Here is a 20,175-nt window from a genome sequence, read left to right as displayed (position 1 = left end):
GTAATGACAGCTAGTAAGTAATGACAGCGGTTACTTTGTCTGTATATTGACCCGTAGGAACATTGGTGTCTGCTTGGTTGACTTGTCCCCAAACTGGAATTTTTTGGGTATTTCCAGTGCCTGTATTGCTATAAGCATTTTGAGTATCTGCGCCCCAGAGTGTTGTCCGATTGGCATCCTGATACAGGGTATAAGGAATTTTAGTGTTATTTGAAGTCGCATTTGCCATCGCTCTTTGGCTTTGTAGTGCAATACGATAAGGCGTTCCTTGGGTACACGTTACTGCTAAATGATTACTTTGATTTGAGCCTTTTGATGCGCGGTTAATGCTGCCAAAATTGAGATCTGCGCTATTGGCTGCCGTAATATTGCAAGTTTCTTTAATGCTAATACTCACGTTAAACTGAGTTGATTGTTGGTTTGCTGCATAAATCAGTGCCGATGCACCCACCAAAATACAGGTCAAGAGAGCGCAAAATGGTAATTTCATACATTATCTTTTTTATTCAATCTATTCATTAACCATAGCGTACTAATTTTTTATCAAAAAGTATATTAATAAGGGAGTAATTCCTATATGAAAGGCTTATGAGTCATTAGCTTATGTCTGAAATAAGGCGAGATCATGGATAGATTTAAAAGTATATGCTTAAGATTGTAATGACTTGTTCAAAACTGTTAAATATTTAGCCAGAACCCTTTGGAAAGAAAATGGTCAAGTTATCACCCAAAAAAAGTTGAGTTGCATCTAAAATGGGGGAATCAAATTGTGGGGTGAAAGCTTTATTGCAAAGAATTTTAAGCTTGATTTTTTTCTAGATGATTCACTTTATGCAAGGTGGCATTGAATGTATCGGTGCTACTTTATTGGCGAGATTAATTTGTATCTTCTAAATCTAAGTGCTTTCAATCCAAATGGTCGCTATAATGCGGGCTTAAAGTTTAAGATGATGCTATGAAGAAAAAGACATTTCTGCTACAGATCTTCCTGCTATTGTTCACATTCCAAAGTATTTGGAGTGTGGCGGAAGCGGCGTGTCTGCATGAAATGCCAAATGTGCCTTCATTTTTCAATGATCCCTCTTTTGCTCAGCCCAATGCACAAAGTAATGACAATAAAAAAAGTCTGGTCGATGATCAAAAAATTTATGATTACTGTCAAAAAATATGTTTTAACGACAGGTGTAGCCACTTATCGAATCATATTGCACTTGAGCTAGACACACAGTCTTATTATAACGATGAACCCAATTTTCAAGTCGATATTCTACACGCTCGACCTTGGGTAAATTTTTACCAATCGCCCTATCTCCCTCGTTTAGCTCCACCTCCCGAATTATCCCCGCTCGCGGTGGGGTAGCCTAAAACAACCCACCATCATTCTATTAATGTTTGTGGGACATCTTCATGTCAAAAAAAGTTTCAACTCATGGTATGGGTTTGAATGAGAAAACGATTGTTCAGGTAAAACAATATCAGTTTGTTGCATTCATCCTCGGGATATCTATTTCAGCGAGCATTTTTGCTGATCATTCAATAGCATCTAAAAATCAGCAAGATTCAGATTTCAATCAAATATTAATGCGTGTGGAAGGTCATCAAAACCAAATTCATGCCTTGCAGACTCAACAGGACATTGCGACAGCTAAACTGAAACACAGCCAACTGTGGGCGAATCCAAGTTTATCTGTGCAAAAAACGGGCTTTAAATCTGATCAGGATCAAGAGTTAGATGTCGAGATTAGTCAACCTTTAGATATTTTTGGTCAACGTCGTAGCCGAAAAAATTTAGCAAAAGTTGAATTATCTCAAGTCGATTTAAATCAAAAATTATATAAAGCAGAAACCCGCTTGGCTGTGAAATATTTATGGTCTCAAGTTCTTGTTTTACAAGAAGAGCTTAAAATTAGCAAAACTCAATTAGCAGACAGTCAAGCAAATGTGGATGCCACACGATTACGCTATCGTGCTGGAAGTGTTTCCAGATTAGATTTGGATCGTACTTTGCTTGCTCACATTGAAAATCAGCGACGGACACAAGAAATGGCGTTGTCTTTAACCACGGTGAAAAGACAATTGGCAAATTTATGGGGGGCAGCTGAACTTGATCATGATCTGAGTATAAGCCGTGCGCAATTATGGCCAACAGATACAACTGCCTTTGTGCAACAGGCAGTCAATGAAAATTTATTGGCACAAAGTATTCAACTGCAAAAAGCCAAACAGCAAGCCCATTTAGCATATTTAAGAGCACAAGCCAGACCCAATCCGAATGTACTTTTGGGGATCAGCAATAGTAAGCAAGCCAATTTAAACAATACTGAAAGTCAAATACGCTTAGGGGTTGAAATACCTTTAAATATCTTTGATCGTCAGCAATATGGCATGCAAATCGCCCAAGCAAAACAAGATTTATTGGATCAGCAACAGCAGTATTACCAACAGCAGAATCGGACTCAACTGGACACTTTATTGGTTGAGTTAAAGGGTTTGAAATGGCAATACGACTTGATCAATGAGCAACAAATTCCGCTATCGGAGTCGGTACATCAAAAAACTTTATTGGGTTTTAAAGTGGGTAAATACTCCATTACTGATGTACATCAAGCCAGCATTCAGCTTCAGGAACAACGCTTAAATAAAATACAAACGTTAAAACAGGCATGGCAAAAATCTTTGCAAGCTGAAAGTTTAGCCTTGGGGGTAGATGCAAATGCGCTTATGTCGCCCGATGCCCTGATGAAAATTAATCAAAATTTATGGCAATCCACAAATGACCTAAGCCCAGTGGTAGGAGAATAAGCGTGTCTATAGATCAAGCAAAAAAACAATGGGTTTGGATCATTGCCATTATCACGATGAGTATCGTTTTGAGTGCCTTTTTATTATTCGGTGGTAAAGAGAAAGCAAGTAAAGCTGCCGATGAAGATGCACATGCAGATGAACAGCATGGACATGATGAAGCTGAGGAGGCTGATGCTGAATCGTTAAACTTTACTTCAAAACAATTGATTGAGTTTGGTGTGAAATTAGCCCAAGTTGAATTGGGCGATGTTGAACAAAAACAACAATATCCTGCCAAACTGGTGGTGAATACTGACCAACAAGCCCATGTGGAGGCGAGTTTTGCAGGACGAGTTGAAAGTGTCGCGGTAACCTTAGGACAGGACGTTAAAAAAGGACAGGCTTTAGCCACGCTTTTTATTCCTGACCTTGTGGACCAACAAGCCAACTTGAGTATTGCTCAGGAAGCTTTCACTTTAGCTTCGCAAGATTATCACAGAGAAAAACAGCTCTTTGATCAAGGGATTTCTGCCAGACAGGATTATCAACGTGCATATAACACTTATCGACAAGCGGAGATTCAAGTTCAAGCGGCTCGGAGTCGTTTATCCGCACTGGGTGCAAGCAGTGGCAGTCAAGGGCGTTATGTAATTCAGGCACCTTTTAATGGGGTGATTACGAAAAAAGATATTGTTGTGGGTGAAAATATTTCTGCGGATAAGCAATTGTTCATCATTGATCAGCTAGATCAATTATGGGTGGAGTTTATTTTGCCGAGTGCTGCAAATATTCATGTTCAACCGAATCAGCAAATTGAATTTAAATCTTTGCAAACCAATAATTTATTTAAAGCGCGAGTGCAGGCCTTAACCACTGAAGCGGATAGTCAAACAGGACGTTTACAAGTTCGTGCGAAAGTCTTAACGCCAGCCCAAGAACTACGTCCCAATTTAATGGTCAATGTTTTATTAACAGGTGAAGCAACGCGACAACCTGTATTGCGTGTTGCTAAAGCCGCGATTCAACAGATTGATGGTCAACAGATTGTGTTTGTTGCCAAGACTGAAAAAGAGCAAATTCATCTGACGGCAAGCCCTGTACAACTTGGCAACTATTCAAGTGATGGTCAGTGGGTCGAGATTAAATCGGGTTTAACTGCGAAACAGCAGTATGTCAGTCAGGGCAGTTTTCTGTTGAAATCGGAAATGGAGAAGGGAGAGGCTGAACATGCCCATTAATTCTCAAGATGAGCTTTTTCCGAGTCAAGGACTGTTTGATCGAATCATTCAATTTTCTATTCGTAATGCCATTTGGGTGCTGTTGTTTGTCGTCGCATGGATTGGTATCGGAATATATAGTTATCAAAAACTGACAATAGATGCTGTACCTGACATCACCAATGTTCAAGTGCAAATTAATAGTCAAGCCAATGGTTTTACCGCACTTGAGGTTGAGCAACGGATTACCTATCCGATTGAAAATGCAATGTCTGGTATGTCAAATCTAGAGCAGACACGCTCGATTTCTCGTTACGGACTTTCGCAAGTTACCATTATTTTTAAAGATGGGACGGATATTTACTGGGCAAGACAACTGATTAATCAACGCTTGCAAGAAGCCAAAAGTGCGTTACCTGAAGCTGTTGAGCCACAAATGTCGCCTATCTCGACAGGTTTGGGGGAAATCTATCAGTGGGTAATCAAAGCACAGCCCAATGCCAAAAAGCCAGATGGAACACTTTATACAGCAATGGATTTAAGGGAAATTCAAGACTGGATTGTTCGTCCTCAGTTACAACGGGTTGAAGGGGTTGCAGAAGTCAATAGTATAGGGGGCTATGAAAAAACCTATATTGTTGCTCCAGATTTAACACGCTTACAACAGATCCAAATTTCAGTGGCAGAGTTGGAGCAAGCACTTCAAGATAACAATGCAAATCGCGGTGCTGGTTTTATTGAAGATAATGGGCAACAACTGACCGTACGTGTGCCAGGTTTATTGTCTTCTGTTCAAGATATCGAAAATGTCAGCATTAGCACCAAAAATGGCTTACCTATTCGGGTCAGTGATGTGGCTTCAGTCTCCATTGGTCATGATTTACGTACAGGTGGTGCGACCTATAACGGTGAAGAAACCGTATTGGGTACGGCCATGATGATGATGGGTGAAAATAGTAAGGCCGTTGCTCAAGCTGTGGATCAAAAAGTTCAGGTAATTCAACAGTCATTACCCAAAGGTGTGCTGATTGAAACTGTTTATGATCGTAGTCATTTGGTGGATAAGGCAATTAAGACGGTTGCCAAAAATCTTGTCGAAGGTGCCATCCTTGTTATTGTGATCCTGTTTATTTTTCTGGGCAATTTTAGAGCAGCACTGATTACCGCATGTGTGATTCCACTGTCAATGTTGTTTACTTTGACAGGCATGGCAGAGCAGAAAATTAGTGCCAATCTGATGAGTTTAGGTGCTTTGGATTTTGGCATTATCGTTGATGGTGCAGTGGTGATTGTGGAAAACTGTATCCGTCGCTTAGCGGAAGCTCAGCAGCATAAAGGCAGAAAATTAACGCGCTCTGAACGTTTTACGGAAGTCTTTTTAGCTGCAAAACAAGCAAGACGTCCGCTTATATTTGGGCAAATCATCATTATGGTGGTGTATTTCCCAATTTTTGCACTGGAAGGCGTTGAAGCGAAAATGTTCCATCCCATGGCAATGACCGTGGTTCTTGCACTTGTGGGCGCGATTATTTTATCCATTACTTTTGTACCAGCAGCCATCGCTTTGTTCCTAACAGGCGATGTAAAAGAAACAGAAAGTCGTTGGATGAGTTCGTTAAAAAATGGCTATGCAAAACTTTTAGATCAAGCCTATGCTTTTAAATATGTGGTGGTGACAGCAGCAATCAGTATTTTACTTCTTACGGCTGCATTATCGACACGTGTGGGGACTGAGTTTTCTCCGACTTTGAGCGAAGGTGATTTTGCACTGCAATTACTGCGCGCACCAAGTACAGGGATTGAAGAATCCTTAAGAATACAAGAAGGGCTAGAAAAACAGCTTTTAAAAGAATTTCCTGAAATTAAGGCGATTTTTTCTCGTACAGGTACGGCAGAAGTGGCAACAGATGTCATGCCTCCGAATATTTCCGATAGTGTTGTGTTGTTAAAACCGCATGATCAATGGTCGAATCAAGATGAAACGATTGATGATTTGCGAGCACGAATGCTGGCATTTGTGGAGAAAATTCCCGGCAATAACAGTGAATTTTCGCAACCGATTGAACTCCGTTTTAATGAGCTGATTTCGGGCATTCGCAGTGATGTCGGCATCAAAATTTTTGGTGATGATATGCAGACGCTGAATCAAGAAGCGGAAAAGATTGCGGAAAAACTGAAAAAGATTGAGGGTGCGAGTGAAGTTAAAGTCGAGCAAACCGATGGTTTACCTGTCTTAAATGTCGATATTGATCATGCTTTGGCAGCACAATATGGTTTATCGGTGAAGTCCATACAAGATTTAGTGGCGACGAGTATTGGTGGTCAAAATGTGGGGAGCATCTTACAAGGGGATCGACGTTTCGATTTTGTGATTCGATTAGATGAAAGCATGCGCACGCCACAGCAATTGGCAATGTTACCGATTCAACTGCCAAATGGTGGATTGATTCAATTACAAGATGTGGCCAAAGTTGAGAATATTTTGGGGATTAGCCAAGTCAGTCGAGAAAATGGTAAGCGCCGTGTTGTGGTCACCGCCAATGTGCGTGATCGTGATTTAGGTTCTTTTGTGCAAGAAATGCAACAAGAGCTAAAACAACAGGTGTTACCTGCGGGCTATTGGTTGGGTTATGGTGGTCAGTTTGAAAACCTAGCTTCAGCAAAAGCCAGAATGCAAATCGTCATCCCGATGGCATTCATCATCATTTTTGTTTTACTTATGGCTGTGTTTAACAACGTTAAGGATAGTTTGCTGGTTTTCAGTGGTGTGCCATTTGCACTGTCTGGTGGATTAATGGCGTTATGGTTAAGAGATATTCCAATTTCCATGTCAGCAGGCATTGGTTTTATTGCGCTGTCAGGTGTGGCTGTTTTAAATGGTTTGGTCATGCTGACTTTTATTAAAGAGCTCAGAGAAAAGTTTGATGTCCATACAGCAACATGGTCAGGCGCAGTTTTACGTTTACGTCCAGTATTAATGACGGCTTGTGTCGCTTCTTTAGGTTTTATTCCGATGGCACTGGCTACGGGAACAGGTGCAGAAGTGCAGAGACCTTTAGCAACGGTGGTGATTGGCGGCATTATTTCTTCTACGTTTCTGACGTTGTTGATCTTACCTGTGTTATATCGCTGGTTAAATGAGCGAAATACGAGAGATTAATTGATAAAAGTCCGATGCAAGGTTAAGGCGGATAATCAAAGTTTACTTACGTTTTATGCCTGATTTATGTTGTTTGGGTTCATCAAGCAAGGCATCGCTGAACAGTTAAGCATCCTAAAAGGAGGAATCAACAAGGGTCTTGTTGGTTTCTCCTTTTTTCTTTACGAAGGAATACCCTTATTTTAATTATAAGCCCCTGATCAAATAAAAGTGGGGGATACGGCAAATATGAAAAGAGATATAATAATCTTTTAGGATGTTTAATAATCAACTGGTGGTTTTGCAGTTTGATACATTAGGCATCTTGAATAAGTCATTTTTTGAACAATATTTAATTCATAATGAAAATTTCCTCTCTTTTTAAGGAGGTTTGCGCAGCATACTGCTCAGGGTGAGGATGTTATTAAAGAATCCACTCATCCTAACCTGTTCTCTGAGCCATATATGGCGCAAGATAAGGAACTTTCAATATTCATTTTACTACCGATGAATGATCACTTTTTGATTTATGAAAGAAATTTATTGAATAGAATAACGACCAAAAAACTGAAGATGAGCCTAATGTGATCTTTACAGCAAGGAGAAGGTCAATGCCAAATTTTATGCGGCCGCTACATTTGAGTTTGCTGTTTACGCTGACACCGCTAGTCTTTGCAATTGGTGGTTGCAGTGCGCAGCCACCGAAAAATACTTCTGCTACAACGCTGACCAAACCGAAGAGCATTGTTTACCCGAGTATTGATTCTGGTTTAAGTGAAAAATTATATCCCAATGAACAGATGGTAGCCGAAGAGATTGCTGAGGTGATTGAAAAGTCGATTCGTAAACAATATGCCTTAGGCAGTGCGCGTCGTGATGCACATCCAAAAGCACATGGTTGTGTACGAGCGGAGTTTCATGTGTTGAAAATGCTGCCAAAGAATCTGGCTCAAGGTATTTTTATTCCCGATAAAAAATATCAAGCATGGATTCGTTTTTCAAATGGTTCCCCAGATGCCACGCAGGCAGACACAAAGAAAGATGCACGTGGGATGGCAATCAAAGTTTTAGGGGTATCGGGAGGGAAACACTTAGAGGATGAAGTGACGACCCAAGACTTTATTATGATCAACCATCCTGTATTTTTCGTGAACGATCCTAGCCGTTATCTATCGTTTATGCAGGATATCAATAGCGATCATTTTTTTAGAAAGCTACATATTCCTTTTGCACTTGGTTTTAAGGGAACACGGATTGCTTTAAATCTCAGAACAACCATTGCAAATCCGTTGCAAACTCGATATTGGTCTATGGTTCCCTATCAGTTAGGCATGGGTTCTGACCGTCAGGCGGTAAAGTATTCTGTTCGTTCTTGCTCGACAGTAAAAGACGCTTTGCCAAACAATCCGAGTCATGACTTTCTGCGTGATGCTCTACGAAATAGCCTACAAAAGGGCGATGCCTGTATGGAGTTTCTGGTGCAACCGAGAACATCAAATACATTGCTTGTTGAAGATGCCATGACCGAATGGAAAGAAACACAAGCCCCTTTTTATCAGGTGGCAACGATTCGTATTCCTCAACAGGTTTTTGACAGCCCTGATCAGAATAAATTTTGTGAAAATCTTTCGTTTACACCATGGCATACTTTACCTGAACATAAACCGCTCGGGGCAATAAATAGGATGCGCAAGGTGATTTATGACCGTATTAGCCAAGTTAGACATGAGATGAATTCAACCCAACGACAAGAACCGCAGTAATTTAAAACCATTAAGGCAGATGAGATCAAACTTCATTTGCCTTAATTATGGTGATTTATTTTTAAAACTGCTCAATGTTCGATTTAGCTAAGTACTGCTCCATTTCCTCGGTAGGCACCATGCCGCCACCCGTGCCCCAAACAATATGATTTGAATGCTGTAATTGTTGCTCAGTAAACTGATGTAGCACTGCGTACTCTGGATGCTGATTGACGATGACAGGGCCTAACATTCCAGCGAGCGCAGAAGGCTCTAACTTGAGATGTTCAGACTGATTGAGCATACCCAGTAATAAATACATGGTTTGATCATCTAAGGTATAAAAACCGTCTAACAGTCTTTGCATTGCTCGACCGACAAAGCCTGAAGCACGCCCAACAGCTAAACCATCTGCTGCTGTAATGTTGTCTATACCAATTTCTTGTACTGAAATTTCATCATGCAAGCCAGTCGCCACCCCAAGGAGCATACATGGCGAATGCGTTGGCTCTGCAAAGATACAATGTACGTGATCGCCAAATGCCATTTTCAAACCAAATGCAACGCCACCGGGGCCACCACCCACACCACAAGGCAAATAAACAAATAAGGGATGTGCTTGATCCACGATGATATTTTGTTGCTCTAATTGGGTTTTTAAGCGCTCTCCAGCGACTGAATAGCCTAAAAATAAAGTTCGTGAATTTTCATCATCAATGAAAAAACAATTTGGATTTTGCAGTGCTGCTTTACGACCTTGTTCCACAGCCACGCCATAATCTTCAGCGTATTCAACGACTGTTACGCCGTGGGAGCGTAATTTATCTTTTTTCCATTGACGTGCATCGGCTGACATATGCACTGTGACATCGAAGCCCAATTGTGCGCTCATAATGCCAATTGAAAGTCCTAAATTTCCTGTAGAACCAACGGCAATACTATATTGATTAAAGAATTGTTTAAATTCGGGGCTATTGAGTTTTGCATAATCATCTTCAAGGCTTAATAAGCCTGCTTGCAACGCAAGTTTTTCAGCATGGCAGAGCACTTCATAGATACCGCCACGGGCTTTAATCGAACCCGATATTGGGAGGTGACTGTCTTTTTTCAGCCACAGTTTACCGCGAATGGTTTGTCCAAAGTGCTGTTCAAGTTGCTGTTGCATATTTGGAATGGCAGCAAGTTCAGATTCGATAATACCGCCAGTTGCTACTGTTTCTGGGAAAACTGCCATGAGATAGGGCGCAAAACGTGCTAAGCGGTCACGAGCATCATCAATATCTGTTTGCTTGAGTCCCACATAAGGTAAGCCTTCTGCAAGTGTGGTGAAATTAGGATTAAACCAAGCTGTTTCTTTGAGTGCGATCAGATCCTTAACAATAGGATGTCGCGCAATAAGTTGATTGAGTTGATCAGAATTCATAAGAGTACTCATAAAAGCTTAAATAAAATTAGAAAGCAGGAAGGTACAGCCTCGTGTAATCAGCGAGACAATAAATGTAGCCGAGGTGTAATATTTAAAGGTTTCATTTCATGTTATCTATTTATTCAGTTGAGCTACACATTTAAATGCATGAAAAAGTCTAATTTTTGTTTTATTTTTAGAAACTATAAAGCCGCGGCTTTAATGCTTTTTAGTTTTTAAGTCTCGTGTGAATGATTTGAATTCGACAAGTCATCAAAGTTCCCGCTTACTTGAGCAACATAGCTTAAATAACAAGGGAACTAAGATGAAAATGCTTTAATTGTTTAAATCAAACCAAATGAATTGACTATCTGTATGGGCTTTAATCGTCGCCAGATCATCAAAAAATAAGGCATCACCCGCTTTAACGGTTTGTCCTGCAATATCGATTTCGCCCTCAATCACATGGACATAGTTAAATTTTTGGCTTGCTTCTACATCGAGCGTATGACCTTGTTGTAAAAATGCAGTTTTTACTTCTACATTTTGACGAATGTGCATTGGAGCATTGGCATTCGGGCCAACGATTAACTGCCATTCATTCGGTGTTAGTTTCGGATCACGTTCAATCTGTTGATAAGTTGGTTCTGCATTTTGCACATTGGGAATAATCCAAATTTGCAATAGATGGACTGCTTCATTGCCTTGGTTCATTTCACTGTGTTGAATGCCTGTGCCCGCACTCATGAGTTGCCATTCACCCGCATGAATTTGGCTCTTATTGCCCATACTATCTTTATGAGAAATCGTACCTTTGAGTACACAGGTTAATATTTCCATATTGTCATGTGGATGTGTGCCAAAGCCATTATGCGCTGCAATAATGTCATCATTAATGACGCGTAAAGATCCGATTCCCATCAACTCAGGGTTATACCAACTGCCAAAAGAAAAGCTATGTTTCGATTCTAACCAGCCTGCTTTGACATGCCCACGATCTTCACTACGATGTAAATAAGTTGTCATGCTCAATCTCCGAATTATTATTGCTTCAATGGCGTAATTTTAATCTTTGGATAGGTGGGATGAAATACTGAAAAAGCAACATATTGTTTTGTTTTTGGAACGATGCTTGTAAATGAATTGATTAAAGATCAGCGCATAAAAAAACCTACTCTAAAGTAGGTTTTTTATACTGAAAGCTGAAAATAAAGCTAAATTTATTCTAAGAACTTAACTGTTACCCCAGATTTTACTTTTTTACCCAAATCGTTGGCATCCCAGTTGGTTAAACGGATACAACCATGTGAAGCCGTTTTAGAGATTGCCGATGGGTTCGGTGTACCATGAATACCGAATGATTTTTTGCTTAAACCAATCCAGATATTACCTACAGGAGCATTAGGGCCCGGTGGTAAGGATAGTGGTTTTTTGTTGTTGCCTTGAATAAAGTTGCTTGGTGAATAGCTATACCATGGGTTTGGTGCTACACCAGTAACTTTATAAGTACCTGTTGGTGATGGCGTGTCAGAACTACCAATGGTCGCAGGGAACGAGCCAATCATTTGATTACGGCTGTTAAACAAATACAGCTGTTTAGCACCTTTATGCGCAACAATCAGATGAATATCTTCAGGAACTTCGTTACGGATGTTGGCAACAATAATTTTTTCACCCGCTTTTTTGAAAGTCGCTTTTGGATTTAACTTTTTCAAAAAGTCTTCATCCATATGGAACTTTTCACCGAGCATCTCGGTTACACGCGTGTAGTACAAGCCTTTCATTTTGGCTTGTAAGGCATAATCATGAGGAATCGAGGCTGCATAAGGACCTTTTAAGTCAGCATCGGTAATGGTGTATTCAATAAATGCAGGTTTAGATCCTTGTTTAGCAATTAATGCATTCCAAGTTTCTTGCGTTAATGTTCCTGTTGGTTTAATGCCATTGATTTGTTGGAACGACGCAATTGCTTTTAGGGTGTTTTTACCACTTGAGCCATCAATAGCACCAGGTGAAGCATGTGCATTGTTGAGCATGACATGCGCACGTGCATAAACAGGGAATTGACCTTTACCAATATTTTCATACCAGCTGGCATTGTTTAAACCATCAAGTGTCCAAGATGCTTTAGCCACTGTGGTATTAGAAGGCGTTGCTGTACTTGCACTCGGTGCTGTACCGATGGCAGCTGTATCATCTTCAGATTTTTCAAGATCTTGTAAGGTTTTTGAAGCCTTATTTAAGTCTTGTTGTTCTTGTTGTGTAATCTGGGTTTCAGCCGTGCTTTGAGCGCTTGATGCGGCATTAGTCGCAAGTGGATCAATCGGGTCTTGAACCGCAGTATCAGCAATCTTTTTAGGATTTAATGGTTGTTCCGCGATAGGTGCGGCAAATGCTGTACCCGCAATAATGCAACTTAAACTCATAGCGAGTAATGTGCGAACGAACATGTAATTCAACCTTAAGAATTATTCATTAACAATTTGATAAAACGACACAAGTATTGCAGAAAAAATGAGGAGATGCAGTAGTTCTTTTGTTTAAAAATTATTTTACCTTAAGCATGATTGATTTTTAGATGCGTTAGAAGTTATTAAATTTTCGACCTTTTTGTTATGATGGTTCGAAGATTAAAAATGAGATGGGAAAGAAATGACGGCTCTAAAAAATGATCGTTTTCTACGTGCTTTATTACGTGAACCAGTAGATACCACACCAGTTTGGATGATGCGTCAAGCAGGGCGTTATTTGCCTGAATATCGTGAAACACGTGCCAAAGCAGGCGATTTTCTTTCCTTATGTAAAAATAATGACTTTGCCTGTGAAGTGACGTTACAGCCTTTGCGCCGTTATGACTTGGACGCTGCTATTTTATTTTCAGATATTTTAACCGTGCCTGATGCATTGGGTTTGGGCTTATATTTTGAGGCAGGTGAAGGACCGAAATTTCACAAAACCATTCGTACAGAACAAGATGTAGCGAATTTACCGAACTTTAATGCCAAATCGGATCTCGATTATGTCATGAATGCGGTAACAACAATTCGTTCTGCATTGGGTGGACAAGTGCCACTGATTGGTTTTTCAGGCAGTCCGTGGACACTTGCAACGTATATGGTTGAAGGTGGTTCAAGTAAGGATTTCCGTTATACCAAACATATGATGTATAGCCAGCCAGAAGTGTTACATGCTTTGCTTGATCGATTGGCGATTGCTGTGATTGATTATTTAAATGCGCAAATTGATGCTGGCGCACAAGCGGTACAAATTTTTGACAGTTGGGGGGGGGCTTTGGCACACCGTGAATATATTGAATTTTCACTCAACTATATGCAAAAAATTGTTGCAGGTTTACAACGTGAAAAAGAGGGTCGCAAAGTTCCCGTGATTTTATTCACCAAAGGTGGCGGTCAGTGGCTAGAGCCAATGGTTGCAATTGGTGCAGATGCCTTAGGTTTAGATTGGACGACACCGCTGCATGTGGCGCGTCAAACGGTAAATGGTCGTGTAGCTTTACAAGGTAACTTAGACCCAGCCACTTTATATGGCACCCCAGCATCGATTGAAAAAGCGACTAAAGCCATGCTGGATGATGCTTATGCTGGTGGTGAAAAAACGGGTTATATTGCCAACTTAGGTCATGGTATTACCCAGTGGGTCGATCCTGCAAATCCTAAAGTATTTATTGATACAGTGCATGAATATAGTGCCAAATATCTTTAATGACATATGAGTCAACTCATTTTTTAGGATTCACCCTTGATCAGTCTGTTTAAATCATGTTTTGAGTTCTCATTTAAGGCAGCTTCGGCTGCCTTATTTGGGATTTTACTTCTTGTTGCATTTGCATTTACTGCATCTATGGGCAGCCAAGATTTTTATGGTTTTTTTCGCTATGACTACTTATTGTTCTATGCCTTAATGATTCAAGTTTGCTTATTGTATTTGAAGTTAGAATCATGGGCAGAAGCGAAAGTGATTGCTTTGTTTCATATTATGGCCATGGTCATGGAAATTTTTTTGACCCACCCACAGATTGCTTCATGGCAGTATCCACAACCAGCCATCTTTAAAATTTTGACTGTTCCATTATTTGCAGGATTTATGTATTCGGCAGTCGGCAGTTTTTTTGCGCGTTCATTACGGTTATATCAGGTGTCATTTGAAAAGCTTCCGAGTTTTTTCAATATGATCTGCTTGGCGGTGCTTTCTTATATTAATTTTATGAGTAAGTTTTTTGTTGCTGATATTCGCTTCCTGTTATTCGCATGGAGTGTCATCATTTTTTGGAAAACCAAAATTCACTTTCAATTACAACAGCATCAGATCAAACTTCCAATGTTACCTGTGCTGGCAATTTTGGCTTTTATTATTTGGATTGCTGAAAATATCAGTACTTTTTATAAAATTTGGTTGTATCCGAGTCAGGTCGATGCATGGCATATGGTGGGTTGGGGTAAGTTAGGTTCATGGTATTTATTGTTGCTTTTAAGTCTGGTTTTAGTGTTAAAGATATTAGGTCAGCGTAGTGCAGAAGGGGTATGGAAGTTAAAAAATGATGAATTTTAAGTGCTTAATAAGCAATCATTAACTTTAGTATAAATTGTTTTGCGTTATGAGAAAGATATGGCTATCTTACAAAGGTGTAATAAAAATTACGCAATTAGAAATAATTAAAAATACTCGGATAATAATTTCTGGAGAAATAACCATGTTGAAAAAATTAGCTTTAGTTGCAGTTGTCGCACTCGGTTCCAGCGCTGCATTTGCAGATAAAGATGTGGGTTGTGGTATTGGTTCACAAGTTTGGGCAGGTCAATCTGGTAAAGTACCTAAAATTCTGGCTGCAACGACAAATGGTTTATTTGCAAACCAATTATTCGGTATCACTTTTGGTACACTCGGCTGTAGTGGTACAGGTACAGTAACTGCACAAGCGGTGACGTTTACCAATGAAAATGCTGAATCTTTAGCGCGTGACATGGCCGTAGGTCAGGGCGAAAGCTTAAATGTATTGGCTGAACTTCTTAACATTCAATCACAAGACAAATCACGTTTCTTTGCTGTATCTAAACAAAATTTCTCTGAAATTTATTCAGCCAATAATCAGGACTCTTTACAAGTTTTGGCTGCTTTACAAGCGGTAATGGCAAAAGACGACGTGCTTAAAGCCTACGTATAATTGTTGAATATTTAAACCCTGTCACTTAGATGGGGTTTTTCTTCTTAACTTTAAATAAATCATAAATAAAAGATTTGAATGAAATCCATCGCGTTATTGTTTACTTTAGTTTCTTCAACGGTTGCTTATTCAGCAACGACCTCTCAAATCGTTCAACCTTATTTAGATCAAGCAGAACAGCAAAAATTACAGCAGAACATCACTTGGCAAAGGCTGATGTATGTCAATGAAAAAGGTCAAAGCGACGTGGGTTATTCAGGGTATTTTCTGGCACCTGAAGGTCAAACACAGCTCAAGCAAGAGTTACAGGCCAATATTCAAGCCCTATTTCAACCCGCTGAAGCCAATCAATCGGTACGTTGTCGCTTTCCTGCACGTAGTCATTGGTTAATGCAACAGCTTCATATTCAACAACAAGACTTACCTACAGTTGTGTGTCCAGAATTAGATGATTGGATGGGGCAAATTAAACCTTATAAAGCCACGCTCATCTATGCAACCGATTTTATGGGTAATCCTAGTTCCATGTTTGGACACACTTTATTGCGTTTAGATCCTAAAGATCAAAAACAACTCAATTTAGTCTCTTATGCTGTGAATTATGCAGCAACGGTGACAGATAGCGAAGGCTGGTCTTTTGCATGGAAAGGTTTAACGGGGCAGTATCCTGGTGAATATTCCTTAATGCCGTATTATCGTAAAGTGAAAGAATATGGTGATTTGGAAAGCCGTGATTTATGGGAGTATGAATTAAATTTAAGCCCGCAAGAAACGCGGTTTTTAGTTGAACATATTTGGGAAATGAAACATGTCAGTTTTCCCTATTATTTCGTCAGTGATAATTGTGCTTATCGTTTATTGGGCTTAATTGATTTGGTTCGTCCAGAGCTTAATTTATCTGAACATTTTAATGTGGCGGCAATACCCATTGAAACCATTAAAGCCATTGAACAGCAAGCTTTGGTCAAAGAGATTGTTTATCGTCCTGCTTTAGAAACACAGTTATTGGCGCAAGCGAAACAGCATGGTCATATTCTTGCTCAAGCAGCACATGAAGTTGCTTTTTCTGAAACGAAAGATATGCCCGTGGTTTTGGAAAAATATCCAGCTTTAGAACAAGCTAAAATTCTAGAAATGGCTTATGACGACTTATATTTGCAATTTACAGGGCGCAAAGTGGAGCCTAGTTTTGCCCAGCCGCGATTGCGCCAGTTATTGAGTTTACGTAGTCAAATTGATTTAGAAAAACAACGCCAACAACCTAAACGACCTAAAGATGATCCGACACAGGCACATGATGCGCGTAATTTTTCAGTCAATGTTGGTGAGATTCAAGGTGAGAAATTCATCGAGATTGGGCACCGTCAAGCCTATCACGATCTGCTTGATCCGCAAGCAGGCTTCCGCGTGGGTACGCAGTTATTGTTTTGGGATGGTTCTATTCAATATCGTAATGATGAATTGAAGTTGAATCATTTTGACTTTCTGTCAGTGAATTCTTATAACCCGATCACCCCGTTTAAAATGCCACTGACTTGGGGTTTTAATTTGGGCTGGCAGCAAGAAGCACTGAACCAAGCAGGTGAGTTTAGCGAACATGAACAACATGGCGTGAGTAATTTAAAAGTTCAAATGGGCTATAGCTATGCGGACAAAGAGCGTGAACATTTGTGTTATGCCCAACTGCAAAATCACATTCAGGCAGGTAAAGCTTTAGAGCAAGGCTGGCGTATAGGTATGGGGCCAACTCTAGGTTGCCAAAATATTTGGACGGATAAAATCAATAGTTTGTTGCAAGTTGAATTACCGTATTGGCAAGACTCACACCAATGGCAATTAAAGTTGAATACACAATTTCAATATATACTCAACAATCAAAATGCCTTGCGCATCGGTTGGCAATATCAGCAACAAGACGGCAAGGATTGGAATAAAGCCAGTTTGGGTTATGTGCGATTTTTCTAGGCTTGATCAGCCCAATCTATCCAACCAAAACAAGTTTTACTGATCAAACTTCAACAATCACATAATATTTTTTCACGGCTTCAATCACTTCAAATGTTCCTACAAATGCAGGTGGAATAATGCCTGCATTTCCCGCAACGACTTCAATGAATGAACTCGTTTTTGCATCATGGATACGTACAATGCCTTCAATTACTTGAAAAAACTCCTGTTTATTTTCAGCAAATTGAATATTCCATGCACCTACTTGACAGTGCCAAATCCCACAACTCATATGAGGGTGTTCATACTGACTATAGGTTAAACGCTCGGGATTTCCTGTGACTAAACGATCAGGGCGAGGGTAATCTATAGTGACTTCGTATTGTGTTAACTCTGAGCTAGACAGTAAAATTGCTTGGGATACTGGAATAGATGACATAGATGTGCTGGTACAGATGCTTAAATTTGAGTTTTATTATAATAGAAAATCTATATATACAGTAAATGATGATGAAAGTTGAAAGGGGGGCAAAGTGAGTATATTTAATCAAGAATATGGCGTTAGAATAACCAAGCTTAGGCGAAGCTTGGTTATGTATTGCGATCAATAATTTTCAGGCACTGCACTTAAGAATTCACGACGCTCTTCTTTGTTGGTTTTAAAGTCACCAACAAAAGAAACAGTACGTGTTGTAGATTCTTGTTTACCGACACCGCGCATCATCATACACATATGTGCAGAATCAATCACGACTGCGACTCCACGCGCTTTGGTTACTTCAGCCACAGCTTCAGCAATTTGCTGCGTTAACTGTTCCTGAATTTGCAAACGACGGGCAAACATTTCGGTAATACGGGCAAATTTAGACAAGCCTAAAACATTACCTTCTGGTAAATAAGCAATATGCACACGGCCATAAAATGGCAGTAAATGGTGTTCACAAAGTGAATAAAACTCAATGTTTTTCACTAACACCATTTCATGGTTATCGGAAGGGAAGACCGCATTATTGGTCACTTCTTCTAGAGTTTTGCTATAACCAGACGTTAAATACGAAAAAGCTTTAGCAGCACGCATAGGTGTGTCTTTCAGACCTGGACGATTAAGATCTTCACCAACGGCAGTTAAAATATTGGCGTAGGATTGCTGCATAGACATAAGACGTGTTCACTTACACTGATATTGAACAAGGACGGCATTGTAGCAGAAAACCGTTACAATGCCCTGTTTTCGGGAAAAAATCCGATTACTGTTTAAATTTAGGGTTTTTTTCGCTGCGTTTGAGTAAAACTAAAACAGCACCTGTACCACCTTGTTTCTCTGGCGCACTGACAAAAGCTAAAACATCACGATGTTGACGCAGCCAGCTGTTCACATAGGTTTTCAAAATGGCTTCAGGCCCTTTGCCATGCACAATTTTAATGACATTTTGATTTTCATCTTTTGCCATTTGAATGATCTGTAATACGGCAAAACGTGCATCTTCAACGGTACAACCATGCAGGTCAACCGCTTCAAACCAACGTAAATTACCTGCTTTTAAATCTTCAAAAACCTTATGCTGCAAAGTCGCAATGCGATAGTTTAGGGTGGCTTGACTGGCAACGGGATTGAGCATGGCTTGCGTATCCGAAAGCTCTGCATTGTCCATTTCCATCGGGCCAGTGGCAGCCGCACGCTTTGCCAAAGTTTGGCTATCGAGCTTTTTCTTTTTGTTCTTTTCAATCGGTGCAATATTACTGCTATCCATTTTCTGGACACCTTGCATCGACTTTTGGAACAAATCGAAATCATCCAATTCTTCTTGTACAGCTGGAGCTTTCACTTCAGCTTGCTTTGCAATCGCACTTGAATGAGGATGGCTAATTTGTTTTTTAAAGGCTTTCAGTAGATTAAACTGATCTTTAGAAAGCGAAGAATCATGTTTACTCATAACATCTATAACTTTTATACGGTTTGTGGCTGACCAAATAATGCAGTAAATGCATGATCTGGACGGGGTTGTTTCATGAAGCTTTCACCAACAAGGAAAGCATGAATATCATTTTCCTGCATTATGCGAACATCTTCTGGTGTTGCAATACCGCTTTCAGTCACTAAAAGGCGTGAAGGCTCTAGTAATTTTTTCAAACGTAGCGATATATTTAGATCGACTTCAAACGTTTTTAAATTACGGTTATTCACACCCAATAAACAGCGCTCTGAAAGTCTCATGGCACGTTCAAGTTCAGCTTCATCATGCACTTCAACCAGTACATCTAAATTGTGTTCAAAAGCCGTTTTCGACATTTCTTCAAGTTGTTGATCTGAAAGGCTGGCCACAATTAAAAGCACACAGTCCGCATGCAATGCACGTGCTTCAATCACACCATAAGGATCAATTAAGAAGTCTTTACGCAGTGCAGGAAGGGCACAATGTTGACGGGCAATCGCAACGTTTTCATCGGCACCTTGGAAAAAATCCACATCCGTCAGAACAGATAAACAGGCTGCACCTGCTTGTTCATATTGCTGAGCAATTTCAGCAGGATTAAAGTTTTCACGAATAATGCCTTTAGACGGTGATGCTTTTTTAATTTCTGCAATCACCCCTGGGCGTTTAGCATTTAAAGCATTGGCAAAACCACGTACAGGTGTCGCAGCCTTTGCCAGCTCTTCGACATCTTTTAAGCTACGTTGTTTTAAACGTGCAGCAAACTCTTCGTATTTACGGTCAACAATTTTACCTAAAATTGTATTTGCGATATCTACCATGATT

General features: G+C 40.0%; 17 protein-coding genes. 9 read left to right on the top strand and 8 right to left on the bottom strand.

Features of this window, described 5'->3' with window-relative positions:
- Positions 1-10 precede the first annotated feature (10 nt).
- Positions 11-490: a spore coat U domain-containing protein gene (locus B9T30_RS02080; RefSeq protein WP_086183562.1), complete on the bottom strand. Its 480-nt coding sequence runs from the start codon at positions 488-490 to the stop codon at positions 11-13.
- A 465-nt stretch (positions 491-955) separates the two neighbouring features.
- Here B9T30_RS02080 and B9T30_RS02075 point away from each other — a divergent pair, with 465 nt between their 5' ends.
- From B9T30_RS02075 to B9T30_RS02055, 5 genes are all read left to right on the top strand, one after another.
- Positions 956-1,360: a hypothetical protein gene (locus B9T30_RS02075; RefSeq protein WP_086183561.1), complete on the top strand. Its 405-nt coding sequence runs from the start codon at positions 956-958 to the stop codon at positions 1,358-1,360.
- Between the two features lie 47 nt (positions 1,361-1,407).
- Complete coding sequence (locus B9T30_RS02070; RefSeq protein ID WP_086183560.1) at positions 1,408-2,802, top strand: TolC family protein; 1,395 nt, start codon at positions 1,408-1,410, stop codon at positions 2,800-2,802.
- Between the two features lie 2 nt (positions 2,803-2,804).
- Entirely contained in the window at positions 2,805-4,022 is a 1,218-nt protein-coding gene (locus B9T30_RS02065) for an efflux RND transporter periplasmic adaptor subunit (protein ID WP_086183559.1), read from the top strand.
- Positions 4,012-7,161, top strand: coding sequence for an efflux RND transporter permease subunit (locus B9T30_RS02060; RefSeq protein ID WP_086183558.1), 3,150 nt, complete (start codon positions 4,012-4,014; stop codon positions 7,159-7,161). The genes B9T30_RS02065 and B9T30_RS02060 overlap by 11 nt, the downstream gene beginning before the upstream one ends.
- A 590-nt stretch (positions 7,162-7,751) precedes the next feature.
- On the top strand, positions 7,752-8,903 hold the full coding sequence (locus B9T30_RS02055) for a catalase family protein (protein WP_086183557.1): 1,152 nt from the start codon (positions 7,752-7,754) through the stop codon (positions 8,901-8,903).
- A gap of 61 nt (positions 8,904-8,964) precedes the next feature.
- On the opposite strand, the gene dsdA is transcribed toward B9T30_RS02055, so the two are convergent.
- From dsdA to B9T30_RS02040, 3 genes are all read right to left on the bottom strand, one after another.
- Positions 8,965-10,305 (bottom strand): D-serine ammonia-lyase, encoded by a 1,341-nt coding sequence (gene dsdA / locus B9T30_RS02050; RefSeq protein ID WP_086183556.1) that lies wholly within the window; start codon positions 10,303-10,305, stop codon positions 8,965-8,967.
- Between the two features lie 318 nt (positions 10,306-10,623).
- Positions 10,624-11,313, bottom strand: coding sequence for a pirin family protein (locus tag B9T30_RS02045; RefSeq protein ID WP_086183555.1), 690 nt, complete (start codon positions 11,311-11,313; stop codon positions 10,624-10,626).
- A 194-nt stretch (positions 11,314-11,507) separates the two neighbouring features.
- Positions 11,508-12,737: a L,D-transpeptidase family protein gene (locus B9T30_RS02040; protein WP_086183554.1), complete on the bottom strand. Its 1,230-nt coding sequence runs from the start codon at positions 12,735-12,737 to the stop codon at positions 11,508-11,510.
- 202 nt (positions 12,738-12,939) lie between these two features.
- On the opposite strand from B9T30_RS02040, the gene hemE reads away from it, so the two are divergent.
- The 4 genes from hemE (at position 12,940) to B9T30_RS02020 (ending at position 17,434) form a co-directional block, all read left to right on the top strand.
- Entirely contained in the window at positions 12,940-14,010 is a 1,071-nt protein-coding gene (hemE, locus tag B9T30_RS02035) for a uroporphyrinogen decarboxylase (RefSeq protein WP_086164194.1), read from the top strand.
- 39 nt (positions 14,011-14,049) lie between these two features.
- Positions 14,050-14,856 (top strand): DUF817 family protein, encoded by an 807-nt coding sequence (locus B9T30_RS02030; protein ID WP_171264112.1) that lies wholly within the window; start codon positions 14,050-14,052, stop codon positions 14,854-14,856.
- 142 nt (positions 14,857-14,998) lie between these two features.
- Positions 14,999-15,469 carry a DUF3015 family protein gene (locus tag B9T30_RS02025; protein ID WP_086164192.1) on the top strand — a complete coding sequence of 157 codons (471 nt, stop codon included), beginning with the start codon at positions 14,999-15,001 and terminating at the stop codon, positions 15,467-15,469.
- 78 nt (positions 15,470-15,547) lie between these two features.
- Complete coding sequence (locus B9T30_RS02020; RefSeq protein ID WP_086183552.1) at positions 15,548-17,434, top strand: DUF4105 domain-containing protein; 1,887 nt, start codon at positions 15,548-15,550, stop codon at positions 17,432-17,434.
- Between the two features lie 43 nt (positions 17,435-17,477).
- Here the strand turns inward: B9T30_RS02020 and B9T30_RS02015 are convergent, their stop codons facing one another.
- The 4 genes from B9T30_RS02015 to trpC form a co-directional block, all read right to left on the bottom strand.
- Entirely contained in the window at positions 17,478-17,855 is a 378-nt protein-coding gene (locus B9T30_RS02015) for a cupin domain-containing protein (RefSeq protein WP_086183551.1), read from the bottom strand.
- A gap of 165 nt (positions 17,856-18,020) precedes the next feature.
- The gene (folE, locus tag B9T30_RS02010) at positions 18,021-18,569 is read right to left on the bottom strand and encodes a GTP cyclohydrolase I FolE (protein ID WP_171065360.1); all 549 of its coding nucleotides are present in this window, start codon (positions 18,567-18,569) and stop codon (positions 18,021-18,023) included.
- A gap of 94 nt (positions 18,570-18,663) precedes the next feature.
- Positions 18,664-19,350, bottom strand: a complete 687-nt coding sequence (locus B9T30_RS02005) for a Smr/MutS family protein (RefSeq protein ID WP_086183550.1) — start codon at positions 19,348-19,350, stop codon at positions 18,664-18,666.
- 14 nt (positions 19,351-19,364) lie between these two features.
- Complete coding sequence (trpC, locus tag B9T30_RS02000; protein WP_086183549.1) at positions 19,365-20,171, bottom strand: indole-3-glycerol phosphate synthase TrpC; 807 nt, start codon at positions 20,169-20,171, stop codon at positions 19,365-19,367.
- Positions 20,172-20,175: the final 4 nt, after the last annotated feature.

Origin of the sequence: Acinetobacter sp. ANC 4973, from assembly GCF_002135275.1 — a bacterium.
Classification (GTDB): Bacteria; Pseudomonadota; Gammaproteobacteria; order Pseudomonadales; family Moraxellaceae; genus Acinetobacter; species Acinetobacter kyonggiensis.
The sequence above is the reverse complement of the archived record's forward strand: the minus strand, read 5'-3'. Positions and strand labels throughout refer to the sequence as shown.

Coding starts and splice junctions, on each gene's coding strand:
- folE (WP_171065360.1), bottom strand. CDS start 18,569: ATGCAGCAATCCTACGCCAATATTTTAACTGCCGTTGGTGAAGATCTT.
- B9T30_RS02080 (WP_086183562.1), bottom strand. CDS start 490: ATGAAATTACCATTTTGCGCTCTCTTGACCTGTATTTTGGTGGGTGCA.
- B9T30_RS02075 (WP_086183561.1), top strand. CDS start 956: ATGAAGAAAAAGACATTTCTGCTACAGATCTTCCTGCTATTGTTCACA.
- B9T30_RS02005 (WP_086183550.1), bottom strand. CDS start 19,350: ATGAGTAAACATGATTCTTCGCTTTCTAAAGATCAGTTTAATCTACTG.
- B9T30_RS02045 (WP_086183555.1), bottom strand. CDS start 11,313: ATGACAACTTATTTACATCGTAGTGAAGATCGTGGGCATGTCAAAGCA.
- B9T30_RS02040 (WP_086183554.1), bottom strand. CDS start 12,737: ATGTTCGTTCGCACATTACTCGCTATGAGTTTAAGTTGCATTATTGCG.
- B9T30_RS02055 (WP_086183557.1), top strand. CDS start 7,752: ATGCCAAATTTTATGCGGCCGCTACATTTGAGTTTGCTGTTTACGCTG.
- dsdA (WP_086183556.1), bottom strand. CDS start 10,305: ATGAATTCTGATCAACTCAATCAACTTATTGCGCGACATCCTATTGTT.
- B9T30_RS02015 (WP_086183551.1), bottom strand. CDS start 17,855: ATGTCATCTATTCCAGTATCCCAAGCAATTTTACTGTCTAGCTCAGAG.
- trpC (WP_086183549.1), bottom strand. CDS start 20,171: ATGGTAGATATCGCAAATACAATTTTAGGTAAAATTGTTGACCGTAAA.
- B9T30_RS02060 (WP_086183558.1), top strand. CDS start 4,012: ATGCCCATTAATTCTCAAGATGAGCTTTTTCCGAGTCAAGGACTGTTT.
- B9T30_RS02070 (WP_086183560.1), top strand. CDS start 1,408: ATGTCAAAAAAAGTTTCAACTCATGGTATGGGTTTGAATGAGAAAACG.
- B9T30_RS02020 (WP_086183552.1), top strand. CDS start 15,548: ATGAAATCCATCGCGTTATTGTTTACTTTAGTTTCTTCAACGGTTGCT.
- B9T30_RS02025 (WP_086164192.1), top strand. CDS start 14,999: ATGTTGAAAAAATTAGCTTTAGTTGCAGTTGTCGCACTCGGTTCCAGC.
- hemE (WP_086164194.1), top strand. CDS start 12,940: ATGACGGCTCTAAAAAATGATCGTTTTCTACGTGCTTTATTACGTGAA.